Origin of the sequence: Sphingobium sp. AP49 (assembly GCF_000281715.2) — a bacterium.
Taxonomy (GTDB): Bacteria; Pseudomonadota; Alphaproteobacteria; order Sphingomonadales; family Sphingomonadaceae; genus Sphingobium.
In genome coordinates, this window is sequence record NZ_CP124576.1 from 2,660,116 (window position 1) to 2,681,164 (window position 21,049).

At 63.7% G+C, this 21,049-nt stretch carries 18 protein-coding genes; 10 read left to right on the forward strand and 8 right to left on the reverse strand.

Annotated elements, in window-relative coordinates; all coding sequences use genetic code 11:
- Positions 1 to 9: 9 nt before the first annotated feature.
- Entirely contained in the window at positions 10 to 2,475 is a 2,466-nt protein-coding gene (locus PMI04_RS12710; RefSeq protein WP_007707458.1) for a glycogen/starch/alpha-glucan phosphorylase, read from the reverse strand.
- A gap of 120 nt (positions 2,476 to 2,595) precedes the next feature.
- Complete coding sequence (locus tag PMI04_RS12715; RefSeq protein ID WP_007707460.1) at positions 2,596 to 3,801, reverse strand: serine hydrolase domain-containing protein; 1,206 nt, start codon at positions 3,799 to 3,801, stop codon at positions 2,596 to 2,598.
- 158 nt (positions 3,802 to 3,959) lie between these two features.
- On the opposite strand from PMI04_RS12715, the gene PMI04_RS12720 reads away from it, so the two are divergent.
- From PMI04_RS12720 to PMI04_RS12735, 4 genes are all read left to right on the forward strand, one after another.
- Positions 3,960 to 4,472: a sigma-70 family RNA polymerase sigma factor gene (locus PMI04_RS12720; protein WP_029547652.1), complete on the forward strand. Its 513-nt coding sequence runs from the start codon at positions 3,960 to 3,962 to the stop codon at positions 4,470 to 4,472.
- Positions 4,473 to 4,527: 55 nt separating this feature from the next.
- Positions 4,528 to 5,451, forward strand: a complete 924-nt coding sequence (locus PMI04_RS12725; protein WP_007707465.1) for a FecR domain-containing protein — start codon at positions 4,528 to 4,530, stop codon at positions 5,449 to 5,451.
- Positions 5,435 to 7,879: a TonB-dependent receptor gene (locus tag PMI04_RS12730; protein WP_007707466.1), complete on the forward strand. Its 2,445-nt coding sequence runs from the start codon at positions 5,435 to 5,437 to the stop codon at positions 7,877 to 7,879. The genes PMI04_RS12725 and PMI04_RS12730 overlap by 17 nt, the downstream gene beginning before the upstream one ends.
- A 112-nt stretch (positions 7,880 to 7,991) precedes the next feature.
- On the forward strand, positions 7,992 to 11,207 hold the full coding sequence (locus PMI04_RS12735) for an autotransporter outer membrane beta-barrel domain-containing protein (RefSeq protein WP_007707467.1): 3,216 nt from the start codon (positions 7,992 to 7,994) through the stop codon (positions 11,205 to 11,207).
- Between the two features lie 275 nt (positions 11,208 to 11,482).
- On the opposite strand, the gene gatB is transcribed toward PMI04_RS12735, so the two are convergent.
- From gatB to gatC, 4 genes are read right to left on the reverse strand one after another with little or no spacing between them, the layout of a single operon-like run.
- Positions 11,483 to 12,982, reverse strand: a complete 1,500-nt coding sequence (gatB, locus tag PMI04_RS12740; RefSeq protein WP_007707470.1) for an Asp-tRNA(Asn)/Glu-tRNA(Gln) amidotransferase subunit GatB — start codon at positions 12,980 to 12,982, stop codon at positions 11,483 to 11,485.
- Entirely contained in the window at positions 12,979 to 13,398 is a 420-nt protein-coding gene (locus PMI04_RS12745; protein WP_007707473.1) for a hypothetical protein, read from the reverse strand. Before PMI04_RS12745 ends, gatB begins: the two co-directional genes overlap by 4 nt.
- Before the next feature lie 32 nt (positions 13,399 to 13,430).
- Complete coding sequence (gene gatA / locus PMI04_RS12750; protein WP_007707477.1) at positions 13,431 to 14,933, reverse strand: Asp-tRNA(Asn)/Glu-tRNA(Gln) amidotransferase subunit GatA; 1,503 nt, start codon at positions 14,931 to 14,933, stop codon at positions 13,431 to 13,433.
- Positions 14,933 to 15,220, reverse strand: a complete 288-nt coding sequence (gene gatC, locus PMI04_RS12755) for an Asp-tRNA(Asn)/Glu-tRNA(Gln) amidotransferase subunit GatC (protein WP_007707480.1) — start codon at positions 15,218 to 15,220, stop codon at positions 14,933 to 14,935. Before gatC ends, gatA begins: the two co-directional genes overlap by 1 nt.
- Positions 15,221 to 15,360: 140 nt before the next feature.
- Here gatC and PMI04_RS12760 point away from each other — a divergent pair, with 140 nt between their 5' ends.
- From PMI04_RS12760 to PMI04_RS12780, 5 genes are all read left to right on the forward strand, one after another.
- Positions 15,361 to 16,485: a DUF3089 domain-containing protein gene (locus PMI04_RS12760; RefSeq protein ID WP_007707488.1), complete on the forward strand. Its 1,125-nt coding sequence runs from the start codon at positions 15,361 to 15,363 to the stop codon at positions 16,483 to 16,485.
- A gap of 128 nt (positions 16,486 to 16,613) precedes the next feature.
- Positions 16,614 to 17,087: a Holliday junction resolvase RuvX gene (ruvX, locus tag PMI04_RS12765; RefSeq protein ID WP_007707490.1), complete on the forward strand. Its 474-nt coding sequence runs from the start codon at positions 16,614 to 16,616 to the stop codon at positions 17,085 to 17,087.
- 40 nt (positions 17,088 to 17,127) lie between these two features.
- A complete protein-coding gene (locus tag PMI04_RS12770; protein ID WP_007707491.1) occupies positions 17,128 to 17,355 on the forward strand; it encodes a DUF333 domain-containing protein in 228 nt (75 codons plus the stop codon).
- A 178-nt stretch (positions 17,356 to 17,533) separates the two neighbouring features.
- Positions 17,534 to 17,998 carry a hypothetical protein gene (locus PMI04_RS12775; RefSeq protein ID WP_007707492.1) on the forward strand — a complete coding sequence of 155 codons (465 nt, stop codon included), beginning with the start codon at positions 17,534 to 17,536 and terminating at the stop codon, positions 17,996 to 17,998.
- Positions 17,999 to 18,182: 184 nt separating this feature from the next.
- Positions 18,183 to 18,347, forward strand: a complete 165-nt coding sequence (locus PMI04_RS12780; protein WP_007707494.1) for a hypothetical protein — start codon at positions 18,183 to 18,185, stop codon at positions 18,345 to 18,347.
- Here the strand turns inward: PMI04_RS12780 and PMI04_RS12785 are convergent.
- Positions 18,329 to 18,736 carry a MerR family transcriptional regulator gene (locus tag PMI04_RS12785; RefSeq protein ID WP_007707497.1) on the reverse strand — a complete coding sequence of 136 codons (408 nt, stop codon included), beginning with the start codon at positions 18,734 to 18,736 and terminating at the stop codon, positions 18,329 to 18,331. The genes PMI04_RS12780 and PMI04_RS12785 overlap by 19 nt on opposite strands.
- A 67-nt stretch (positions 18,737 to 18,803) precedes the next feature.
- Here PMI04_RS12785 and PMI04_RS12790 point away from each other — a divergent pair, with 67 nt between their 5' ends.
- Positions 18,804 to 19,553 (forward strand): MauE/DoxX family redox-associated membrane protein, encoded by a 750-nt coding sequence (locus tag PMI04_RS12790; RefSeq protein WP_007707500.1) that lies wholly within the window; start codon positions 18,804 to 18,806, stop codon positions 19,551 to 19,553.
- Between the two features lie 17 nt (positions 19,554 to 19,570).
- Here the strand turns inward: PMI04_RS12790 and PMI04_RS12795 are convergent, their stop codons facing one another.
- Entirely contained in the window at positions 19,571 to 21,037 is a 1,467-nt protein-coding gene (locus PMI04_RS12795; protein ID WP_007707503.1) for a L,D-transpeptidase family protein, read from the reverse strand.
- Positions 21,038 to 21,049: the final 12 nt, after the last annotated feature.

Here is a 21,049-nt window from a genome sequence, read left to right on the forward strand (position 1 = left end):
CCATTCCTATCATCCCATCTTCCAGATATCGGCGGCATATTCCCGGATCGTCCGGTCGGATGAGAACCAACCCATCCGCGCGACATTGTGGATCGCCTTCTTTGCCCAAAGGGCCTGATCCTGCCAGATCGTATCGACCTGGCGCTGGGCCGCTGCATAGCTGTCGAAATCCGCCGCCACCATGAACCAGTCATGGTCGTAAATGCCCTGGATCAGATCCTTGTACCGATTGGGATCGTCTGGCGAGAAGACGCCGCTGGCGATCGCATTGAGCGCCTGGCTGAGTTCCCGGCTCTGTTCGATCACGTCACGCGGGTTATAGCCTTCCGCCCGACGCTGGTTCACCTCCGCCGCGGTCAAGCCGAAGATCATGATATTCTCTTCACCGACATGGTCGCGCATCTCGACATTGGCACCGTCCAGCGTGCCGATGGTCAGCGCGCCATTGACCGCGAACTTCATGTTGCCGGTGCCCGACGCCTCCATGCCGGCGGTCGATATCTGTTCCGACAGGTCGGCCGCCGGGATCATCATCTCGGCCATGGAGACATTGTAATTGGGCACGAACTGCACCTTGAGCAGCCCCTGCACCGACGGATCATGATTGACCGCGCGGGCGACATCGCCCGCCAGCTTTATGATCAGTTTGGCATTATGGTAGCTGGGCGCCGCCTTGCCACCGAACAGCTTGACCCGGGGCACCCAGGTCTTTTCCGGATGCGACCGGATCTGGTCATAGAGCGCCACCGCTTCGATGATGTTGAGCAGTTGGCGCTTATATTCGTGAATGCGTTTGATCTGGATGTCGAACAGCGCGTCCGCGTCGATCCGGGCATTGATCCGCTTGCGCAGCAGGTCGGCGAGCGCGACCTTGTTCGCCCGCTTGACCACCAGAAACCGTTCCTGAAACGCCGTGTCGTCGGCGAAATTGTCAAGCTCTCGCAGCGCTTCGGCATCGTCCATGAAGCGATCGCCGATCGCCTCGCGGATCAGCTCGAACAGGCCGTGATTGCACTGCATCAGCCAGCGGCGGAAGGTGACGCCGTTGGTCTTGTTGTTGATGCGCGTCGGGTAGAGCTTGTGCAGGTCGGCAAAGACCGTGACCTTCATCAGGTCGGTGTGCAGCGCCGATACGCCATTGACGCTATGTGATCCGGCAAAGGCAAGATTGCCCATCCGCACCCGTCGCTCGCCGCCCTCGTCGATCAACGATATCGTGCCGATTCCTCGGTCGTCGAACTGACCCGATCGCCGCGCCTCGCCCAGCAGCCGGCTATTGACCGCATAGACGATCTGCATGTGGCGGGGCAGCAGCCGCTCGAACAAAGGGATCGGCCAGCTTTCCAGCGCCTCCGGCAACAAGGTGTGGTTGGTATAGCTGAACGTCCGGCGGGTAATGTCCCACCCCTCGTCGAAATCCAGTCCATGCTCGTCGAGCAGGATACGCATCAGTTCCGCCACGGCGACCGCCGGATGGGTATCGTTGAGCTGGATCGCCGCCTTGTCCGGCAGCGTCTGGATGCTGCCGAAATATTGCATATGCCGGCGGACAATGTCCTGCAGCGAGGCCGATGAGAAGAAATATTCCTGCCGCAACCGCAACTCCTGCCCCGCCGGCGAGCTGTCGGCGGGATAGAGCACGCGGGTCAGCGCCTCGGCTCGGTTGCTTTCGGACAGCGCGCCCAGATGGTCGCCGGCATTGAACTTGTCGAGCAATATCGGGTCGATCGGCTGCGCCTCCCACAGGCGCAGCGTGTTGACCCGCTTGCCGCGCCAGCCGGCGATCGGCGTGTCATAGGGGGTGGCGATCACCCGTTCCGCCGGACGCCAATTCATCTGGTGCGGCCCGCAATCCTCGCACTCGGCCGGGTCGACGCGCCCGCCGAAACCGACTTCATAGCTCGCCTCGCGCCGCTCGAACTCCCAGGGATTGCCATGTGCCAGCCAGTTTTCTGGCAATTCCACCTGCCAGCCGTCGCTGATCTCCTGCCGGAACATGCCGTTCACATAGCGTATGCCATAGCCATAGGCGGGGATATCGACCGTCGCCATGCTTTCCATGAAGCAGGCCGCCAGCCGTCCCAGGCCGCCATTGCCCAGCGCCGCATCGGGCTCCAGCGCGGCGATCAGGTCCAGATCGACACCCAGAGAATCCAGTGCGGCCTGCAGATCGTCCAGCATTTCCATATTGGATGCCGCATCGCGCATCAGACGGCCGATCAGGAACTCCAGGCTCAGATAATAGACCCGGCGCCCCTGTTCCTCATAGGTCTTGTGGGTGGACTCGATCCAGGCGTCGATCACCCGGTCGCGGATGGAGAGGATGACGGCATGCAGCCAGTCGTGCGGCTTGGCAGCCTTGGCATCCTTGCCGATGCGATAGGTCAATCGCTCGACAATCTCATGCGCCAGGACCTCGGGATCGACCTGCCGCGGCGCCGGCTTGGGAAGCTTCGTCTCGCCCTTGAGATTCATGGCCGGGATCCCCCTATATGAGTCACAGGCGATGATGGCACAGCGCGCTTCGCCATGCCAATCCATTTTTTGCAGCGCAACATGAGCTATTCCGCGTCTTTTCAGCGCGCTTCGCAGCGATCAGGCGCGGCCCCGGCGCTCGATGATGGCGCCTCCGATACCGGCGCGCAGTTCCGCCCGGACCGGATGAGTGCTGGACGGCAGATGCTGGGTCATAAACAAGCCGATCAGCCGCTCGACCGGATCGATGAAGAAATAGGTCGAGAACACCCCGCCCCAATAAAATTGCTGGTTCGCCAGCGTCATAGCAAAGCCCAGGCCAAAACCGACGCCACTATAGTCGGCTTCGCTGAACATCGCCTGCGACATGCTGGCCAGATCGCCGCCGCCTGGCAGATGATTGGTCCGCATCTGCGCCACCGTTTCGGGCTGCAACAGCCGCATGCCGTCCAGTTCGCCGCCCCGCAGCAGCATCCGGGCAAAGCGATGATAGTCGGCCGTCGAGGAGATCAGCCCGCCCCCGCCCGATCGGAAGCGCAGCTTGCGTCGCCAGCTGCTGCGCGCGCCGCGATCCTTGAGCTTCAACCGATCGCCCTCCAGCCGCCAGGCATCGGTCAGACGATCGATCCGGTCCGCCGGAATGGTGAAGAACGTGTCCTGCATGCCGAGCGGCGCAAAGATTTGCTCGCGATAATGGCGCTCCAGATCCTGCCCCGCCAACCGCTCGACAATCACGCCCAGCACATCGGTCGACACGCCGTAATTCCAGCGCTCGCCTGGCGAGAATTCCAGCGGCAGGCCGGCCAGCGCCGCGATGAACTCGTCCGAAGACCGCTTCTGCTGAAACTCGTCCAGCCCCAGTTCTCGATAGCGCGCATCCACCTGCGTCTGCTTCTGCAGCCCATAGGTCAGGCCCGATGTGTGGCGCAGCAGGTCGATCATCCGCATCGGCCGCGCCAGCCGCCTCGCCCCGTCTGCGCCGACGCGCAGATCCGCAAATTCGGGTAATATGTCGGTCACCGGATCGTCCAGCGCCACCTTGCCCTGTTCGACCAATCGCATGAAGGCGACGCTGGTGACCGGCTTGGTCATGGAGGCGATGCGGAACAGCGCATCGGCTCGCAACGGCTCGCCGGTCGCGCGCGCCTGCCCGCGGCTGACCGACAGCAACGGCACCTCGTCGCGCGACACCAGCATCTGCATATGGGGCAATTTGCCGCTCTGCACATAGGTCCGGTCCAGATGATCGACCAGCGCATCCAGCCGATCGGGGTCCATCCCCGCCGCGCGCGCCGCCGCAGCATCCGTTACCTTCGCTGTCGCCATGTCCGCTCCTGCCATAGGCGGAACGAGCTAGAGCAAGCCGCACGCCAGGTAAATGATTTCGGGCCATGACCGGTCGATCCGCGCCTTGCCATTGCCAAGACCCCATCCATCCCTCTATGGCAACCCGCCTGATCGCCAATACCGGACGCACCACAGGCATGGCCACGGGCCTTTCTGCTATCTTCTTCCAGAACCGCGCTGCCCTGCTGCGCTTCCTGCGTGCGCGCGGGGCCGGCGAGGATGCAGAGGATCTGTTGCAGGACATGTGGATGAAGCTGGAGGCCAAGGATCTTGGCCCGGTCGCCGATCCGCTGCCCTATCTCTACCGCATGGCCAATAATCTGATGCTCGACCGCTATCGCTCCGCCACCCGGCGCGAACGGCGCGAACAGGACTGGGCCGAAGGGGCCGGCGGCGTGATGGCCGACCCGAATGACGACCTGGCGGTCGACGAACGCATGATCCTCAATCAGCGGCTGGAACAGGCGCGTGGCATATTGGCCGATCTTGGCCCTCGCGTCGAACTGGTGTTCCGCCGTTTCCGCATAGAGGGGGTCGGCCAGCGGCTGATCGCGGAGGAATTGGGGGTCAGCCTGACCACGGTCGAAAAGGATCTTCAGAAGGCCTATCGGGCGATGCTCGCGCTCAAGCAAAGTCTGGATACGGAATGAGCGGATCGGCGGCGTCTGGCTCTTCAAGGGGCAAGAAATGAACAGGGCACAGGCCATGATGAATGAGGAGGCGCTCGGGTGGGTGATCCGCACGCGCGATCCCGAATTTGACGACTGGGACGCCTTCACCATCTGGCTGGAGGGCGATCCCGCCCGCGCGACCGCCTATGATGCGCTGATGGCGGCGGACGCGGACCTGGCGGACATGGTTCCGGCAGAACCCGTCGTCATGCCCGTTGCCGCCAATGATGTCGGCGATCGGCGCCCGCTGCGCTGGATCGGCGGCGGCGCGATCGCGGCCGCGCTGGTCGCCGCCATCTCGGTCGGCCTGCTCAACCGCAGCGATATCTACAGCATCACCACCCGCCCGGGTGAAACGCGCAGCATCGCGCTGGACGACGGCACGAAGATCGAACTGAACGGCGGCACCACCCTGCGCCTCGATCGCAAGAATCTGCGCTTTGCCGCGCTTGATGCAGGCGAAGCCGCCTTCACCGTGCGCCATGACGCCGCCGATCCGTTCCGCGTGACCGTGGGCGACGCCGTGTTCGAGGATGCCGGCACCGTCTTCAACATTGTCCATGACGGCGACGCCACCCGCATCGGTGTGTCCGAAGGCAAGGTCATCTACAATCCGCAGGCCGAAGCCATCGCCCTGCCTGCCGGCCGTGCGCTCAGCGATGGTGCCGACGGGCTGCGTGTCATGGACGTTGCCCCACAGGCGGTCGCCAGTTGGCGCCAGGGCCAGCTGATCTACAGCAATGCCGCCGTTGGCGACATTAGCCAGGACATCGCCCGGTCGCTGGGCATCCGACTGTCCGTAACCCCCGGCGCCGGCGCATCGCATTTTACCGGCACCATCCGGCTGGAGCGGGATCCTGCCCGATTCTTCGCCACTGCAGCCCCCCTGATGGGCCTGTCCGCCATCCGACAAGGAAATGGATGGCTGCTGAAGGAAGGGAATGGGCCGCAGAACTGACGCCCTTTTCGTCACCGCCCTTGCCATCACGGCCGCATCGCCAGCGCAAGCGGCAGACAGACAGCAAATCGACCTCGCCCCGGGACGCCTGGGCGAGGCGATGGTGGCGCTCGGCCGTCAGACGGGCGCCAGCATAGGCATGTCGGACCAGTCGCTGGCCAGCATTCCGACCCCGGCGATCAAGGGCCGCATGTCGACCCGTGATGCACTGGATCGGTTGCTGAAGGGCAGCGGCGCAAACGCGCGGCGGATTGACGACAGCAGCTGGCGGATCGTCCGTCGCCGGCCCATGCTCACCGGCACGGCGCCGCCCCTGCCGGCGGCCGCACGCCTGCTGCCCGTCGCGGAAGAAGCGACGGCGGAAATCATCGTCACAGCATCAAAGCGCGATACACCGCTCCCCCGCTATGCCGGCATGGTGGAAGCGGTCGATGGCGGATTCTTCGCCGCCGCTGACGCCGCCCAGGGCACTGCCGCCATCTTGACCCGCGTCGCCAGCCTCAGTTCGACCCATGCAGGTGCCGGCCGCAACAAGCTGTTCGTCCGCGCCATCGCCGATTCCGGCGTGGCCGGCCCGACCCAGGCGACGACGGGCCAATATCTGGGCGACATGCGGCTCAACTACGCCGCCCCCGACCCCGACCTGAAGCTGTACGACGTACGCGGGGTCGAGGTACTGGAAGGCCCCCAGGGCACGCTCTACGGCGCGGGATCGTTGGGCGGTATCATCCGTATCGTCCCCAACGCCCCCGACCTTGCGAATTTCGGCGGCCAGATATCGACCGGCCTGTCGGCAACCCAGCATGGCGATCCGGGCGGCGATTTGTCCGCCATCCTCAACCTGCCGATCCTGGCCGAGAAGATTGCGCTGCGTGTCGTGGGCTATGGCATGCAGGAAGGCGGCTACATCGACGATGTCCTGCGCGACAAGGATGACGTCAACCGCACCCGCACCTATGGTGGGCGTGCGGCCCTGCGCATCGCGCCAAGCGACGACTGGACCATCGATCTCAGCACCGCCTATCAACATATCGAAGGCGACGACGCCCAATATGCCAGCCGCGAAGTCGGCCGACTGGAGCGGGCGTCCAGCGTCGCGCAGCCCTATTATGCCGACTATGTTCTGGCCAACGCCCGGATCGAACATCAATGGGACGATCTTCGTTTCGTCTCATCCACGGGCTATGTCCGCAACATCCTGTCCGAAAGCTATGACGCAACCCAGCCAGAGGGCGCGCCTGCCCTGTTCCGCCAGCGCAACAAGGTCGAGCTATTCTCAACCGAAAATCGGCTGGTGCGCGATCTCGACAATGGCCTGGGCTGGTTGGTCGGCGCCTCCTATCTCGAAAGCACATCGAGCATCCAGCGCTCGTTGATCAGCTATGGAGCGCTTGCCGCTCCCGCAGTCGAAATCCTGCCCGGCGTACCGCTCTATGGCCGCGGTCGCCCTGCTACCGCGACCGGCGTACGCAACCGGATCAAGGAAATTACCCTGTTCGGCGAAGCCTCGTTCGAGCCGTTCAAGGGCCTGGTCGCCACCCTCGGCGGCCGCCTGACCAACAGCCGCCTGACCGGCGAGGCCATCGACCCGGTTGCCATGCTTTCGGCGGTCGCCGACCTCGCCCGGGTCGAGGCGCAGGCCGACCGGTCGGAAACCATCTTTCTCCCCTCCGTCTCGCTGCTCAGCGACGCGGTCAAGGGCCTCACCCTCTATGCCCGGTTTGAACAGGGCTTCCGCCCCGGCGGCCTCGCAGTCGACGACCAGCGCGCCCAATTCTTCCGCAACGATCGTATCTCGACGCTGGAACTGGGGTTCCGTCAGGGCGTTCCGGGGCGCGATCCAATCGCGATCAGCGGCAATGTCGCCTATACCGACTGGAAGGATATCCAGGCCGATGTCACCGACCGGATCGGCCTGCCCACCACCGCCAATATCGGCGATGGACGTATCTATACGGTGGAGGGGCGCCTGACCCTTCGCCCACTGCCAAGCCTGAGCCTCGATGGCAGCATCATCTATAATGATAGCCGCCTGACCCAGCCGGCCCAGTTCGTGCGGGCGCTGTCATATGAAGGGCGATCGCTGACCCTGCCCAATGTCGCCAATCTGGGCGGTCGGTTGGCTGCCGACTATCGCGCGCCGCTGGGCGACGCCATGCGCCTGCATCTATCGGCATCGGCCCGCTATATCGGCAAGTCGCGCCTGGGCGTCGGGCCGATCCTGGGCCGTACCCAGGGCGACTATGTCGATACCAGCCTGTCGGCTTCGGTAGCGCGCGGCCCGCTCGAACTATCGCTGGCGCTCACCAACATTCTCGACAGCGACGGTAATCGCTTCTCGCTCGGCACCCCGTTCGACCTGCGCACCGATTATTATACCCCGCTGCGCCCCCGCACGATGCGCCTCGGCCTCGACTTCGCCTTCTAAATCCCCTCCCGACGCTGCTGCTTCGCATTTTCCCTGACGGGACAGCCCGGACGGTGCCGTCCATGCGGCATGTACGCGCCCATCAAACGGCGTGGCATTCAGAGGAGACATCATGCGACATTTGCTGGCCTGCACGGCCATCGCTCCGGTCCTGGTTGCCCTGGTGGCTACCGACGCCGCGGCGGAAACCACCATCGGTTCATCGACCACCACCGCCGTAAAGACCTCCACGGCCGCCTCCGGCGCCCCTGATTCCATCACCGTCAGTTCGGCTGGCAGCATCACGCTGACCAGCGGCACGGCGATCACGATGGACAGCAACAACAATGTCGGCAACGCTGGCACGCTGAAGATTTCCAACGTCGACAACGCGACCGGCATCCTCGCCTCGGCGGGAACGACCGGGAACATCACCAACAGCGGCACGATCACGCTGGACGAGGATTATACCGCGACCGACAGCGACAGCGATGGCGATCTTGACGGTCCCTTCTCCAAGCAGACCAACAAGAACGGCATATTGGTCGCGGCCGGCGCTGCTCATATCGGCAATGTCGACAATAGCGGCACGATCACGATCGAGGGCAACAACTCCGCCGGCATCCGCATCAATTCCGCATTGACCGGCAATCTGTCGACCTATGGATCGACCAGCGTGGTCGGCGACAACAGCTATGGTGTCGTGGCCAACGACATCAGCGGCAACGCCACCATTCGGGGTGCGATCAACACGGTTGGTGCGAACAGCACCGCCGTTGCATTGCTGGGCGACATCGGCGGCGCATTGAAGATTCAGGGCACACTGATCAGCACCGGCTATCGCTACACTACCCGTCCGAGCGACGTGACCAAGCTTGACGCCGACGACCTGTTACAGGGTGGATCGGCGCTGGTCATCGCCGGCAATGTCAGCGGCGGCGTGATCTTCGACGTGCCGCCCACCGCCAGCGACGATGACGATGATGATGACACCGACATTGACGATGACGGCCTGACCGATACCACCGAAACCACTGCCCAGGTCGTTACCTATGGCTCGGCGGCGGCGGTTCAGGTCGGTGCGGCCGATGCCGACACCAGCATCGGCGTGGTCGCGGCCGATAGCAGCGGCTACGGCATCGTCGTGCGCGGCGCGATCGGCGGCTACGGCATCTATGACGGCGTGTCCGCGAACGGCATGGTTATTGGTGGTCTTGGCGGCGACGTCACGGTGGCCAAGGGCATGCTGATCGCCGGCTCGGTCGCTGCCACTTCCTATGACAGCAACGCCACCGGCCTGCGCCTCGGATCGGGCGCTACCGTGCCGACGGTCGAGGTGTCCGGCACCGTCAGCGCCACCGGCGCATCGCTCGCCAACACCAGTGCCCGCGCTCTGGTGATCGATGCCGGTGCCAATGTCACCACGATCAAGGTCAGCGGCGCGATCGGCGCCCTCGCCCTCGACGATGAAAAGGGCAGCGCGATCGGCATCCTCGACAGCGCCGGAACCGTCACCAGCCTCAGCAACACCGGCAAGATCAGCGCGGCAGGCGGCCTCACCAATGTCGCGATCGACCTTAGCGCCAACAGCAGCGGCGTCACCCTGACCCAGGCCGCGGCCTCTGCCACCGCGGCAGCGCCCAACATCACCGGAACTATCAAGCTGGGTTCCGGCAATGACGTCATGACGGTGTCGGCAGGTACGATCATCGGCAATGTGAACCTGGGCGCGGGCAACAACAGCCTGGCCCTGTCGGGCAGTTCGACGCTGACCGGCAATGTCAGCTATGCCGGTACCGGCGCCGTCCTCACCCTGGCCGATACCGCCAAAATGGCGGGTGCGCTCGATTTCGGCGGCGGCGCAGGCACGATGACGCTCGGCGGTACATCCAGCTACAGCGGCGCCATCAGCAACAGCGGCAATATCGCGCTGGTTTTGAATGGTGGGACGCTGGCGGCCTCCAACACCGGGTCGGTCGCGCTCGCCTCGCTCAGCGCCAGTTCGGGTTCGACCCTGGGCGTCACCATCAATGGCGCGGACGGCAGCCATACCGTCTATGATGTAGCCGGGGCGGCCAGCTTCGCCAGCGGATCGAAGGTCAAGGTGGCGCTTACCCAGGTCGGGGGCTCTGAGGGCGATTATGTGATCGTCCGCGCCGGATCGCTGTCCGGCAGCCCCGCGCTCGACAGCCAGACCCTGCTCCCTTACATGTTCAAGGGCAGCGTCTCGGGCGACAGCACGACCGGCGATGTCACCCTGTCCATCGCCGCCAAAACGACGTCGGAACTGGGCCTGACTGGATCGCTCTCAAGGGCTTATTCCGCAATCTTCAATGCCCTCGATAACGATAGCACAGTCGCCGGCGCCTATCTGGGGATCACCGATGGCGCAACGCTGAACGCTGCGCTGCGTCAAATGCTGCCCGAACATGCCGGTGGCACATTCGAGGCCGTCACCGCCGGTTCGCGCGCAACGGCGCGGATCCTGTCCGATCCCAACGGCATCTATCGCACCAAGGATGGCAGGCTCGGCTTCTGGCTCCAACAGGTCGCCTTCGGCAGTTCCAAGAGCCTGGGCGACACCGCGTCCTACGATATCAATGGCTGGGGTGCTGGCGGCGGCGTCGAATATCTGACCGATCTGGGCGCCTTCGGCGGCTCGTTCGCCTATATCCATGGCAGCGACAACAGCGACAGCTCGAACAATGCCGTCGATTCCGATCAGTATGAACTGGCAGCGCACTGGCGCGGCAGTTGGGGTCCGCTCCAGGCCTTCGCCCGTGCATCGGCGGCACAGATCAACTTCAACGGCACCCGCAATTTCCAGATCGACGATGTGCTGCGTACCGCCAAGGGCGACTGGTCCGGCCAGCTCTATTCGGCAACCGGCGGCCTTTCCTATCAGCTGCAGTTCGACCGGTTCAGCCTGCGTCCGTCCGTCGGCATCGACTATTATCGCCTGAAGGAAGACGGCTATAGCGAGACTGGCGGCGGCGATGCCTATGACCTGACCGTGATGAGCCGCACCAGCGACGAACTGACCGCGAATGGCAGCGTGTCCGTCGGCTATGAACTGGGCAGCCTCAATCGCGAGGATGGCTGGGCACGGATCGAGCTGGAAGGCGGCCGTCGCCAGATCATCGGCGGTTCGCTCGGCAACACGGTCGCCTATTTCAAGGATGGCGACGCCTTCACCCTGGTCGCTGACGAGCGCACCAATGGCTGGACCGGCCGCGCCCGCCTCTATGGCGGCACCGATACCTTCCGGGTCGGCGGTGAATTCGGCGCCGAACAACAACAAAGTCATGTGGCGATCTCATTTAGGGCGACGGTAAACTTCGTCCTGTGACGTCTCACTCATGAATTGGCGGGCCACACCCCACAGACCCTCCCGGTCCGCCAGTTGCGCCATGGCATGATGTTCCTCCCCAAGGAGCGCCAGGGCAAAAAAGAGGGGCGTTGCATGGGTTTCACCCGAGCAACGCCCCTTTTTCATGCGGCGTTTCTTTTTCGTCCCCGCAACTGTCCCGTGCAGCAAAGCCCGATGATATGGCAATGGGCCAAGAAAAAAGGGGCGATGGCATCGCCATCACCCCTTTTTTTCCGTCGATTGACGTCCTGGCCTCAGCCGGCGAGCGCCTTCTTCACCAGTTCGTTGACGACCTGGGGATTGGCCTTGCCCTGCATCGCCTTCATCGTCTGGCCGACGAAGAAGCCGAACAGCGCTTCCTTGCCGCCGCGATACTGCTCGACCTTGTCGCCATTGTCGGCCAGCACCTTGGCCACCGCCGCTTCGATCGCACCGGTGTCGCTGGTCTGCTTCAGGCCCTTTTCCTCGACGATCTTGCCGGGCTTGTCGCCGGTTTCCAGCATGATCTCGAACACCTGCTTCGCGATCGTGCCGCTGATCGTGCCATCGGCCACCAGCGCCAGCAATTCAGCGCCTTCCTCGGGGCTTACCGGGCTTTCCTCAAGGCTTTTGCCAATGCGGTTGAGCGCGCCATACAGCTCCGACAGCAGCCAGTTGGCCGATGCCTTGGCGACTTCGCTCTCGCTCTTCTTCTGGATGCGCGCGCCTTCGGCCAGCAGCGCCTCGAACCAGCGCGCCGTGTCGGCGTCGGCGGTCAGGGTCGCGGCGTTGTAGGCGGACAGGCCCAGATCCTGCGCATAACGACGCAGCTTCGCGTCCGGCAGTTCGGGCAGCGACTGGCGGCATGCCTCCAGGAAGGCATCGTCCAGTTCCAGCGGCAACAGGTCGGGATCGGGGAAGTAGCGATAGTCATGCGCATCTTCCTTCGACCGCATCGAACGGGTCTCGTTCCGATCCGGATCATAGAGCCGGGTTTCCTGCACGATCTTGCCGCCGGCCTCCAGCACATCGACCTGGCGGTTCGCCTCATGCTCGACCACGGCCATCACGAAGCGGACCGAGTTCACATTCTTGGTCTCGGTGCGGGTGCCAAATTCCTCCCCCGGGCGACGCACGGAGACATTGACGTCGGCGCGCATCGAGCCTTGGTCCATATTGCCGTCGCACGAGCCGACATAGCGAAGAATGGTTCGCAGCTTCGAGAGATAAGCCCCTGCTTCGGCAGGTGAACGCATGTCCGGCTTCGACACGATTTCCATCAGCGCCACGCCCGACCGGTTGAGGTCGACATAGGAGCTGGTGGGATGCTGGTCGTGCATCAGCTTGCCGGCGTCCTGCTCGACATGGATGCGCTCGACGCCGATCACCTTGGTGCTGGCTTCGGGATTCTTTTCGTCCAGAACGATCTCGATCTGCCCCTCGCCCACGATCGGGTGATAGAGCTGGCTGATCTGATAGCCCTGCGGCAGATCCGCGTAGAAATAATTCTTGCGGTCGAAGCGCGACCATTTGTTGATCTGGGCGTCGATCGCCATGCCGGTGCGCACCGCCTGGCGGATGCACTCGCGGTTGGGCACGGGCAGCATGCCGGGCATGGCCGCGTCGATCAGCGAGACCTGCGTGTTCGGTTCCGCGCCGAACGCGGTCGCCGCGCCCGAAAAGAGCTTGGCGTTGGACGTGACCTGCGCGTGGACTTCCAGGCCGATCACGACCTCCCACTCGCCGGTTGCGCCCTGGATGCGATAGCTGCTCATTTTTTTCTGTTCCGATGATGAATATAGTTGATCGTGGTCAGGACGGCATTGCTGCCCAGCAGGCCAATGACCCAGCAGGCGGTCAGCAGGCGCAGGACGATGACCTCGAAGCCCAGTTGCGCGCCTGCATGATGCGCAAACAGCGCAGCGACCAGCGCGATGGCGAGGAAAAAGCCCCCCATCCCGAACTCGCCGCGCAGGATCACCGCGTTACCCACGCACAGGCCCAGGATGAATAGCGCGATCAGGACGAAGAATTTGGCCAGCAGTACATGGTCGAACGGCCGATTGTCGATGTCGGTCAGCGAATTGCCGACATAGGCGCTCAGGATCGCGCCGAAGGCGACGTTCAGCGCCGCCTGCGCCTCCCGCAGCACTTCGACATTGCGTTCCCGAAAACCGCCCGGTCTGAACATGGCTTCTCCGTCCCTGGGGCCTCTTGCCTAGCTTACCACCATTTGTCCGGCCGCGCGGTGAACCCGGCCCGCTCTTCGATGGCGAGCGACGCGTTCAGCACGGTCTGTTCGTCCAGCGCCTTGCCGATCACCTGCAGGCCGATCGGCAGACCGGCCGCATCCAGCCCGCCCGGGATCGCCATCGCCGGTAGCCCGGCCAGCGAGGCCGGCACCGTGAAGACGTCGTTCAGATACATGGCCAGCGGATCGGCCTGCTTCTCGCCCAGCGCGAAGGAGGCGCTCGGCGCGGTCGGCGTCAGCAGCAGGTCGCACGTCTCGAACGCCTGTTCGAAATCGCGCGCGATCAGCGCCCGCACCTTCTGCGCCTGGGTATAATAGGCGTCGTAGAAGCCGGCCGAGAGCACATAGGTGCCGATCATGATGCGGCGCTTCACTTCCGGGCCGAAGCCGGCCGCGCGGGTCGCGGCATACATGTCCTGCAGCCCCGCCCCATCGGGCAGGTCGCGCTGGCCATAACGCACGCCGTCATAGCGGGCGAGGTTCGACGAGGCTTCGGCCGGGGCGATGATATAATAGGTCGGCAGCGCATATTTGGTATGCGGCAGCGACACGTCCACCACTTCGGCGCCGGCGTCCTTGAGCCATTCGATGCCGCGATCCCACATGGCGGAGATTTCGGCGTTCAGGCCATCGGGGCGATATTCCTTGGGAATACCGACCTTCTTGCCCTTGAGATCGCTCGACAAATTGGCTTCCCACTGGGGTACGGCCAGATCGAGGCTGGTCGAATCCTTGGGATCGAAGCCCGACATGACCTCCAGCAGGATCGCATTGTCGCGCACCGTGCGCGCCATCGGCCCGGCCTGGTCGAGCGAGCTGGCGAAAGCGACGATGCCGAAGCGCGAGCAGCGGCCATAGGTCGGCTTGATGCCCGAAATGCCGGTGAAGGCGGCCGGCTGGCGGATCGAGCCACCGGTGTCGGTGCCGGTCGCCGCCGGGCAGAGCCGCGCAGAGATGGCCGAGGAGGAACCGCCCGAAGACCCGCCCGGCGCCAGCGCGGCGTTGCCGCCATCATTGCGCCGCCAGGGCGAGATCACATTGCCATAATAGCTGGTCTCGTTGGACGAACCCATGGCGAACTGGTCGAGGTTGAGCTTGCCCAGCATGCCCGCGCCCGCGGCCCACAGCTTGCCCGACACGGTCGATTCATAGGTTGGCACGAAGCCTTCCAGCATGTGCGACGCGGCGGTGGTCTGCGTGCCTTCGGTGCAGAACAGATCCTTCATGCCGATCGGCACGCCCGCCAGCGCGCCCAGAGTCTCGCCGGCCGCCTTCGCCTTGTCTGCAGCGTCAGCCGCTGCCAGTGCCTTTTCCGGCGTTTCCACAATAAAGGCATTCAAGGCCTTGGCGGCGGCGACATTGGCGTTGAAGCCCTCGGCCACTTCGCGCGCCGAAAAATCGCCCGCGCGGAAGCCGTCGCGGATTTCCGCGACCGTCAGATCAGTCAAAGCGTTCTTGTCTGTAGAATTTGGCATTATTCGATCACCTTGGGCACCGCGAAAAAGCCATGTTCGGCCTGCGGCGCATTGGCCAGCACCTTGTCACGCACATTGCCGTCGGTGACGACATCGTCGCGCAGCCGTTGATGGTTGGGGATGACGGCCGTCATCGGCTCTACGCCGGTCACGTCCACCTCGCCCAGCTGCTCCACCCAGCCAAGGATATTGTTGAGTTCGGGCACCATGGCCTCGGCTTCGGCGTCGGTCACCGAAATACGCGAGAGGCTGGCGATCTTTTTCACGGTCTGAAGGTCTATCGACATGGGCCAAGCCGCTAGCACCCGCTCCTGCCCGCTTCAAGTGCCACCTGCGTCATCCGTCCATCTTGCATGGCCGCGCCGCTTGGGCCAGACAGGCGGCAAGAAGGCGGGACGCTCCCGCGCAGGGATGGAGACGAGAGCAAGTGGCCCGCAAATTCCTCTATATTGTGGTCGGCCTCATCGCGCTGGTGATCGTGATGCTGCTCGCCTACCGCGTCTGGGGCACGCAGATGATCCGCGCGGTGATGGTCCCGCGCGAAGCGTTCCAGCCGCTCCAGCCACTGCCCGCCAATGCCTATGACGATCCGAAGATGTGGATCGCTCGCCCCGACATCGCCAAGGACAATCCTGCCCGCTGGACGCCGCAGGGCGCGGCACATCTCGCGCCGATGGAGCAGAAGGCGGCGATCTTCTTCATCCACCCGACCAGCTATGTGACACCGCTCGGCAATGCGCATTGGAATGCGCCGCTGGACGATGCCGAAGCCAACGCAACCGCGCGCCGCTTCGTCTCGGGCCAGGCCAGTGCCTTTAGCGCGGCCGGCAATGTCTGGGCACCACGTTATCGCCAGGCCAATTACGGCGCCTTCCTCACCACCGGGCCGGAGGGTGACCAGGCGCTCGCCGCCGCCTATCGCGACGTAACCCAGGCTTTCGCCGCTTTCCTGAAAGCCAATCCCACCGGCCCGCTGATCCTTGCCGGCCATAGCCAGGGCTCGCGCCATCTGCTCCAGCTGGTGCGCGAACAAGTGTCGGGCAAGCCGGTCGCTGCCCGGGTCGCGGCCATCTATGCCGTGGGTTGGCCGATCTCGATCGAGGCGGATTTGCCCGCGCTCGGCTTCCCGGCCTGCGCGAAGCGCGACCAGTCGCACTGCATCGTCAGTTGGCAGAGCTATGCCGAACCGGCCGACCCTTCCGCCGTCGTCGAAAGCTTCGAGCGCAAGACCGGCCTCAACGGCCAGCCGCGCAAGGGCACGCACATGCTCTGCACCAATCCGATCACCGGCACCTTCAACGGCAATGCGCCGGCCAGCGCCAATATCGGCACGCTCGATGCCCGCGCCGGCGACAAGCCGCCACACCTCGTCGCCGGCGTGGTGCCCGCCCGCTGCGATACCAGCGGCGTACTGATGATCGGCGAGCCAGTCGACATGGGTCCCTACACGCTGCCCGGCAACAATTATCACGTCTATGATTATAGTCTGTTCTGGGGCAATGTGCGCGACGACGCCCGCCAGCGATTGGCGGCCTTTACCAAGACGCACTAGACCTTGATCGCTGCAAGTCGGGCCGGCTTGCAGCGATCAAGGTCTAGAAACAAGGAAGAGAACCTGATTCACATTATCGGCGGAAGCGCAGAGCGCTTCCTCCTCAAACGATCAGGTTCGGGAGATACATGAAACTTGTCACGACGGATCGCGCGCTATTTCGTGCAGCCCTGCCCGAGGGGGGCCGCCTGATCGGCATGGATGTGGGCACCAAGACGATCGGCCTTGCCCTGTGCGATGCCCAATGGTCGATCGCCAGCCCCGCCTACACCGTTACGCGCGGCAAGTTCAGCAAGGACAAGCCAGCGCTTGAAGCTTTCATGACGCAGCAGCAGGTGAAGGGGATCGTCATCGGCCTGCCGCTCAATCTTGACGGCACCAATTCACCCCGCAGCCAGGCGAGCCGCGCCTTCGCCCATAATGTCGCGGATATCGGCCTGCCGGTCCTGCTCTGGGACGAACGCTGGTCGACCCAGGCGGTCACCCGCACCCTGCTAGAAGCCGACGCCAGCCGTGCCCGTCGCGACGAACTGGTCGACAAGCTTGCTGCCAGCTACATCCTCCAGGGCGCGATCGACGGCCTGGTCGCCGGACTGGAGTGAACGGACGCCACACCGCGCAATGAATGCGCAGGAGAAAAGGATGAAGCCCTTCCCGATCATCACCCTCCTGCCCCTGGCGGCTTGCCAGGCTGCCCCCGCGCCGAAGCCGGCCATCGGCATGCCCAATCCGGCGTCGGCCTATTGCGTCGAACAGGGTGGCCGACTGGAAATCCGCAACAGCACCAGCGGGGACAGCGGCTATTGCCATTTGCCCGACGGACGCGTTGTGGAGGAATGGGCATTTTTCCGGTCGCAGCCCGGCCAGTGAGAAACTAAACCGGCATGCCAGCCCGTTCAGGGAAAATCCCGAGTTACGGAAGATCATGGAATATTGAAGCAATATTCTGATATTAAATGATTTTCTGATAAAACATGCCATTATTGGCCCTGATTGACAGCCTTTCCTGCCGGATGCAGCCATGGCTGATCATCACGGAGCTATTTTCATGCGCCATGTCATCTTGCCGCTCGCCGCCGCCCTTGCCTGTGCCAGCCCCTCCGCCCTTGCGAACGAAGCTTATGTCGAACTCACCAGCGGGGTGAGTTGGAATGACGAGGCAACCGACGCCATTGCCGGCATCGCTGTCGGCTATGATATCGACCTTGATGAGCGCTTCTTCGTTGGCGTCGAGGGCACGGCCGAAAAGCTGCTGGCGGACGATACCCGCATCGCCTGGGGCATTGGCGGCCGCATCGGCGCGGAGTTATTGCCCAGAAGCAAGATCTTCGCGGGCCTCAACTGGCAATCCAAGGATTGTGGTGAATGTGGCGATGCCATCGGTCTGGGCACCGGCTGGGAGCAGAATTTGAGCGAGGCGATTTACGTCAAGCTCGAATATAAGCGCCTCTTTGTCGACAGTGGCGAACCCGACGCCAATGTCGCGATCATCGGCCTTGGCATGATGTTCTGATCATCGACGCTGGCTGCCCTACATAGTTGCTGCCTGCCAGGCAGCGGGCCAAGCCTATCACCTCGGTTGCATATAACTGAATTAACAACGTTAAATGCCTATTTACGTGATCATGCTCACGGATCGATCGTTACGAAACCGATATTCAGGCCTCTCCTATCGAACGGAAAAGAGGCGGACGGACATGGCCGAAGGCGAGACTCCGGAAGATATCTGGCAGGTCATCAATGAACGGCGGCGGTTGATGCGCGCCAATCTGCGTGCGGGCGACCCGACCCTGTCGGTACGCAACGAAATGCTGCGCCGGATGAAGGCGCAGAAGCAGACACGTCAGGACGATGATTTCTGAGGGCCGACCTCGAAGGCGCCGATGATCGGACATGGCCCCTCCTTTGACGATTCGCACTGATGGGCTAGTTGCGCCAGTGCGCTGCGCGCGGCACTAAGGTCCGCGATACGCCGATCCAGCACCGCGATCTGCGTCGCCGCGAGCTCTCGTGCCCGCTTACGGTCCTGCCCCGCATCCAGATTCAACAGCTCGCCAATCTGCTCCAGCGTGAAACCCGCTGCCTGTGCAGACCGGATGAAGCGCAGTCGCCGCACATCCCCCTCGCCATAGCGACGCACGCTGCCCTCGGGCCGATCGGGCGCATCCAGCAAGCCGCGTCGCTGATAGAAACGCACCGTCTCCACCCCGACATCGCCCGCGCGGGCCAGTGCGGAAATCGTCATGCTCATGCCTTGACTCCGTACCATGGTACAGACCCTATATGAGGGGCATCGCACTCGATACAAGGACGATGCAATGCCCCAAGGACCGGAAAAGGTCGCTCAACTCTATCGCATGGTGATGCCCGGCCATGTCTGTCCTTATGGCCTCAAGGCACATTGGTTGCTGCGCCGCCATGGCTATCGGGTCGAAGATCACGCCCTCACCAGCCGCGCCGAGACCGATGCGTTCAAGGCGCAGCATGACGTGAAGACCACCCCGCAAATCTTCATCGATGGCCAGCGGATCGGCGGCCATGACGATCTGCGTCGCTTCCTGGGCCTCAAGGTGCCTGTCCCCGGCGCGACCAGCTATGTGCCGGTGCTGACCGTCTTTGCCGTCGCCGCGCTGCTGGCGCTGGCGATCAACTGGCTGACCCTGGCGCCGCTGGTCGGCCTGCTGATGCTGGAGCGGTTCATCGCCATCGCCATGATGCTGCTCGCCATGCTGAAGCTGCAGGATGTCGACAAGTTCGCGACCATGTTCCTGAACTATGACCTGCTCGCCCGCCGCGTCATTCCCTATGGCCGTGCCTATCCCTTCCTGGAACTGGGCGCGGGTACGCTGATGCTGACCGGCCTTGCCCCCTGGCTGTCGATCCCGGTCGCCTTGTTCATCGGCGGCATCGGCGCGATATCGGTGTTCAAGGCGGTCTATATCGACAAGCGCGAACTCAAATGCGCCTGCGTCGGCGGCAGCAGCAATGTCCCACTCGGCTTCGTGTCGCTCACCGAAAATGTGATGATGGTCGCCATGGCGCTTTGGATGGTCGCCGGCATCCACTAAATCGGCAGGACGGGGAATTACTCCCCGTCCCGTCCGTAATCGTCGGGCAGGAACTGCACCCCGTCCGCCGTCGGTATCGCCGTCAGATAGGTGAGATAGACCGGCACCGGTCGGGGCAGCGGCACATATTGTTCGGGCGCATCGCTGTCCGCCGTCGGCGCCTTGCCGAAGAACCAGCGACCCAGCCGCTGCGCATCCTCCAGCCGGACGCAGCCATTGCTGAAATGGCGCACAGGCTTCGTGAACAGCCCCCGGTCGGGCGTGTCGTGCAGATAGATGCCCAGGTCATTGGGGAACATGAACTTGATCTTCCCCATGGCGTTATTGCCGCCCGGCAACTGGCGCACGCGCAATTCGCGCTGACCCGCTGCCACCGCCTGCCAGTCGATCTCGCTCTGGTTCAGCGTCTGCGCGTCAGCGGTCCAGTCGCTCAGCGCCTCATAACGCATATTCCTGAGCGTCGCCCCACCCAGGATCTTGGGCGCCACCTTGCGCTCGACCAGGTCGGGCGGAATATTCCAATAGGGGTTGAGCGTCGCATAACGGATCATGCCCGCCATCATCGGCGTCTGGCTTTCCTTGGCGCCGGCCACGACCTTCATCGATCCGTCCAGTTCGCCACCGCTGTAATAATAGAGCCGGGCTGAAGCCGCATCGACCTCGACATGGCGAACCCATGGGCCGGGCAGCAGCCGCGCCCGCTCCAGATTGAGCTGCAATATCCGGCCATAATAGCCCGGACCACGATTGAGCGCTTCGATCGTCTGGACGCCGGCAACGCCGTCCGCCCCCAGGCCATGGTCGGCCTGGAACTGCTTGACCTTCGCCGCCAGCGCCTTGTCATAGGCCACGCCGTCCGCCAGCCCCAACCGGTGGCGCAGGATGGCGATTTCGCCGCTCGATCCACCCGGCCGCAGCTTGACGTCGGTCGGGACGCTCACCGAAGGCAGCCCGCCCCAGCGCGCTTCGTAGACGCCGCGCACCGCGCGCAATTTCATATAGGTCGGGCTCATCCAGCCCGCCTTCTCGATATAGGCGGCAAGCTGAGGCGCCACCGCAGCCGCGCGCAGCACTTCGGCCGCGTCGGGCGTCTGCGGTTCCACCTCCGGGTCGAGATAGCGCATCTTCACCGCTTTGGAAGGCCGGCGCACATCGGCGACATAGGTTGCCAGCGCCCTCGACAAGGCGACATCCACCCGTGCCAGCGCCTTGGGATCGCCCGAGACATCCGCCTCCTTGATCGCGCGGGCCAGGCCCTTGGCGTCATAGTCGCGTGGCCTCAGGCCATCCTGGTCCGCACTGTCGAGCAGGGCCAGCAAGGCTTCGACTGCATCCGCGCGTATTTTGCCCTTCTCGCTCCACAATGGCCAATAGCCGCGCGTGCCATAGAAATCGCGCAGCTTGCCGCTGGCTGCCGACCGGATTTCAGCGGCCACGCTGGAGCGGGCAGCCGCCTCACTGGCAACCGGCTGCGCAGCCACCATCCCCGGCACGAA

Coding starts and splice junctions, on each gene's coding strand:
- PMI04_RS12710 (WP_007707458.1), bottom strand. CDS start 2,475: ATGAATCTCAAGGGCGAGACGAAGCTTCCCAAGCCGGCGCCGCGGCAG.
- PMI04_RS12730 (WP_007707466.1), top strand. CDS start 5,435: ATGGGCCGCAGAACTGACGCCCTTTTCGTCACCGCCCTTGCCATCACG.
- PMI04_RS12715 (WP_007707460.1), bottom strand. CDS start 3,801: ATGGCGACAGCGAAGGTAACGGATGCTGCGGCGGCGCGCGCGGCGGGG.
- PMI04_RS12785 (WP_007707497.1), bottom strand. CDS start 18,736: ATGAGCATGACGATTTCCGCACTGGCCCGCGCGGGCGATGTCGGGGTG.
- PMI04_RS12725 (WP_007707465.1), top strand. CDS start 4,528: ATGATGAATGAGGAGGCGCTCGGGTGGGTGATCCGCACGCGCGATCCC.
- PMI04_RS12775 (WP_007707492.1), top strand. CDS start 17,534: ATGCGCCATGTCATCTTGCCGCTCGCCGCCGCCCTTGCCTGTGCCAGC.
- PMI04_RS12735 (WP_007707467.1), top strand. CDS start 7,992: ATGCGACATTTGCTGGCCTGCACGGCCATCGCTCCGGTCCTGGTTGCC.
- gatC (WP_007707480.1), bottom strand. CDS start 15,220: ATGTCGATAGACCTTCAGACCGTGAAAAAGATCGCCAGCCTCTCGCGT.
- PMI04_RS12780 (WP_007707494.1), top strand. CDS start 18,183: ATGGCCGAAGGCGAGACTCCGGAAGATATCTGGCAGGTCATCAATGAA.
- PMI04_RS12770 (WP_007707491.1), top strand. CDS start 17,128: ATGAAGCCCTTCCCGATCATCACCCTCCTGCCCCTGGCGGCTTGCCAG.
- gatA (WP_007707477.1), bottom strand. CDS start 14,933: ATGCCAAATTCTACAGACAAGAACGCTTTGACTGATCTGACGGTCGCG.
- ruvX (WP_007707490.1), top strand. CDS start 16,614: ATGAAACTTGTCACGACGGATCGCGCGCTATTTCGTGCAGCCCTGCCC.
- PMI04_RS12720 (WP_029547652.1), top strand. CDS start 3,960: ATGGCCACGGGCCTTTCTGCTATCTTCTTCCAGAACCGCGCTGCCCTG.
- PMI04_RS12795 (WP_007707503.1), bottom strand. CDS start 21,037: ATGGTGGCTGCGCAGCCGGTTGCCAGTGAGGCGGCTGCCCGCTCCAGC.
- gatB (WP_007707470.1), bottom strand. CDS start 12,982: ATGAGCAGCTATCGCATCCAGGGCGCAACCGGCGAGTGGGAGGTCGTG.
- PMI04_RS12745 (WP_007707473.1), bottom strand. CDS start 13,398: ATGTTCAGACCGGGCGGTTTTCGGGAACGCAATGTCGAAGTGCTGCGG.
- PMI04_RS12790 (WP_007707500.1), top strand. CDS start 18,804: ATGCCCCAAGGACCGGAAAAGGTCGCTCAACTCTATCGCATGGTGATG.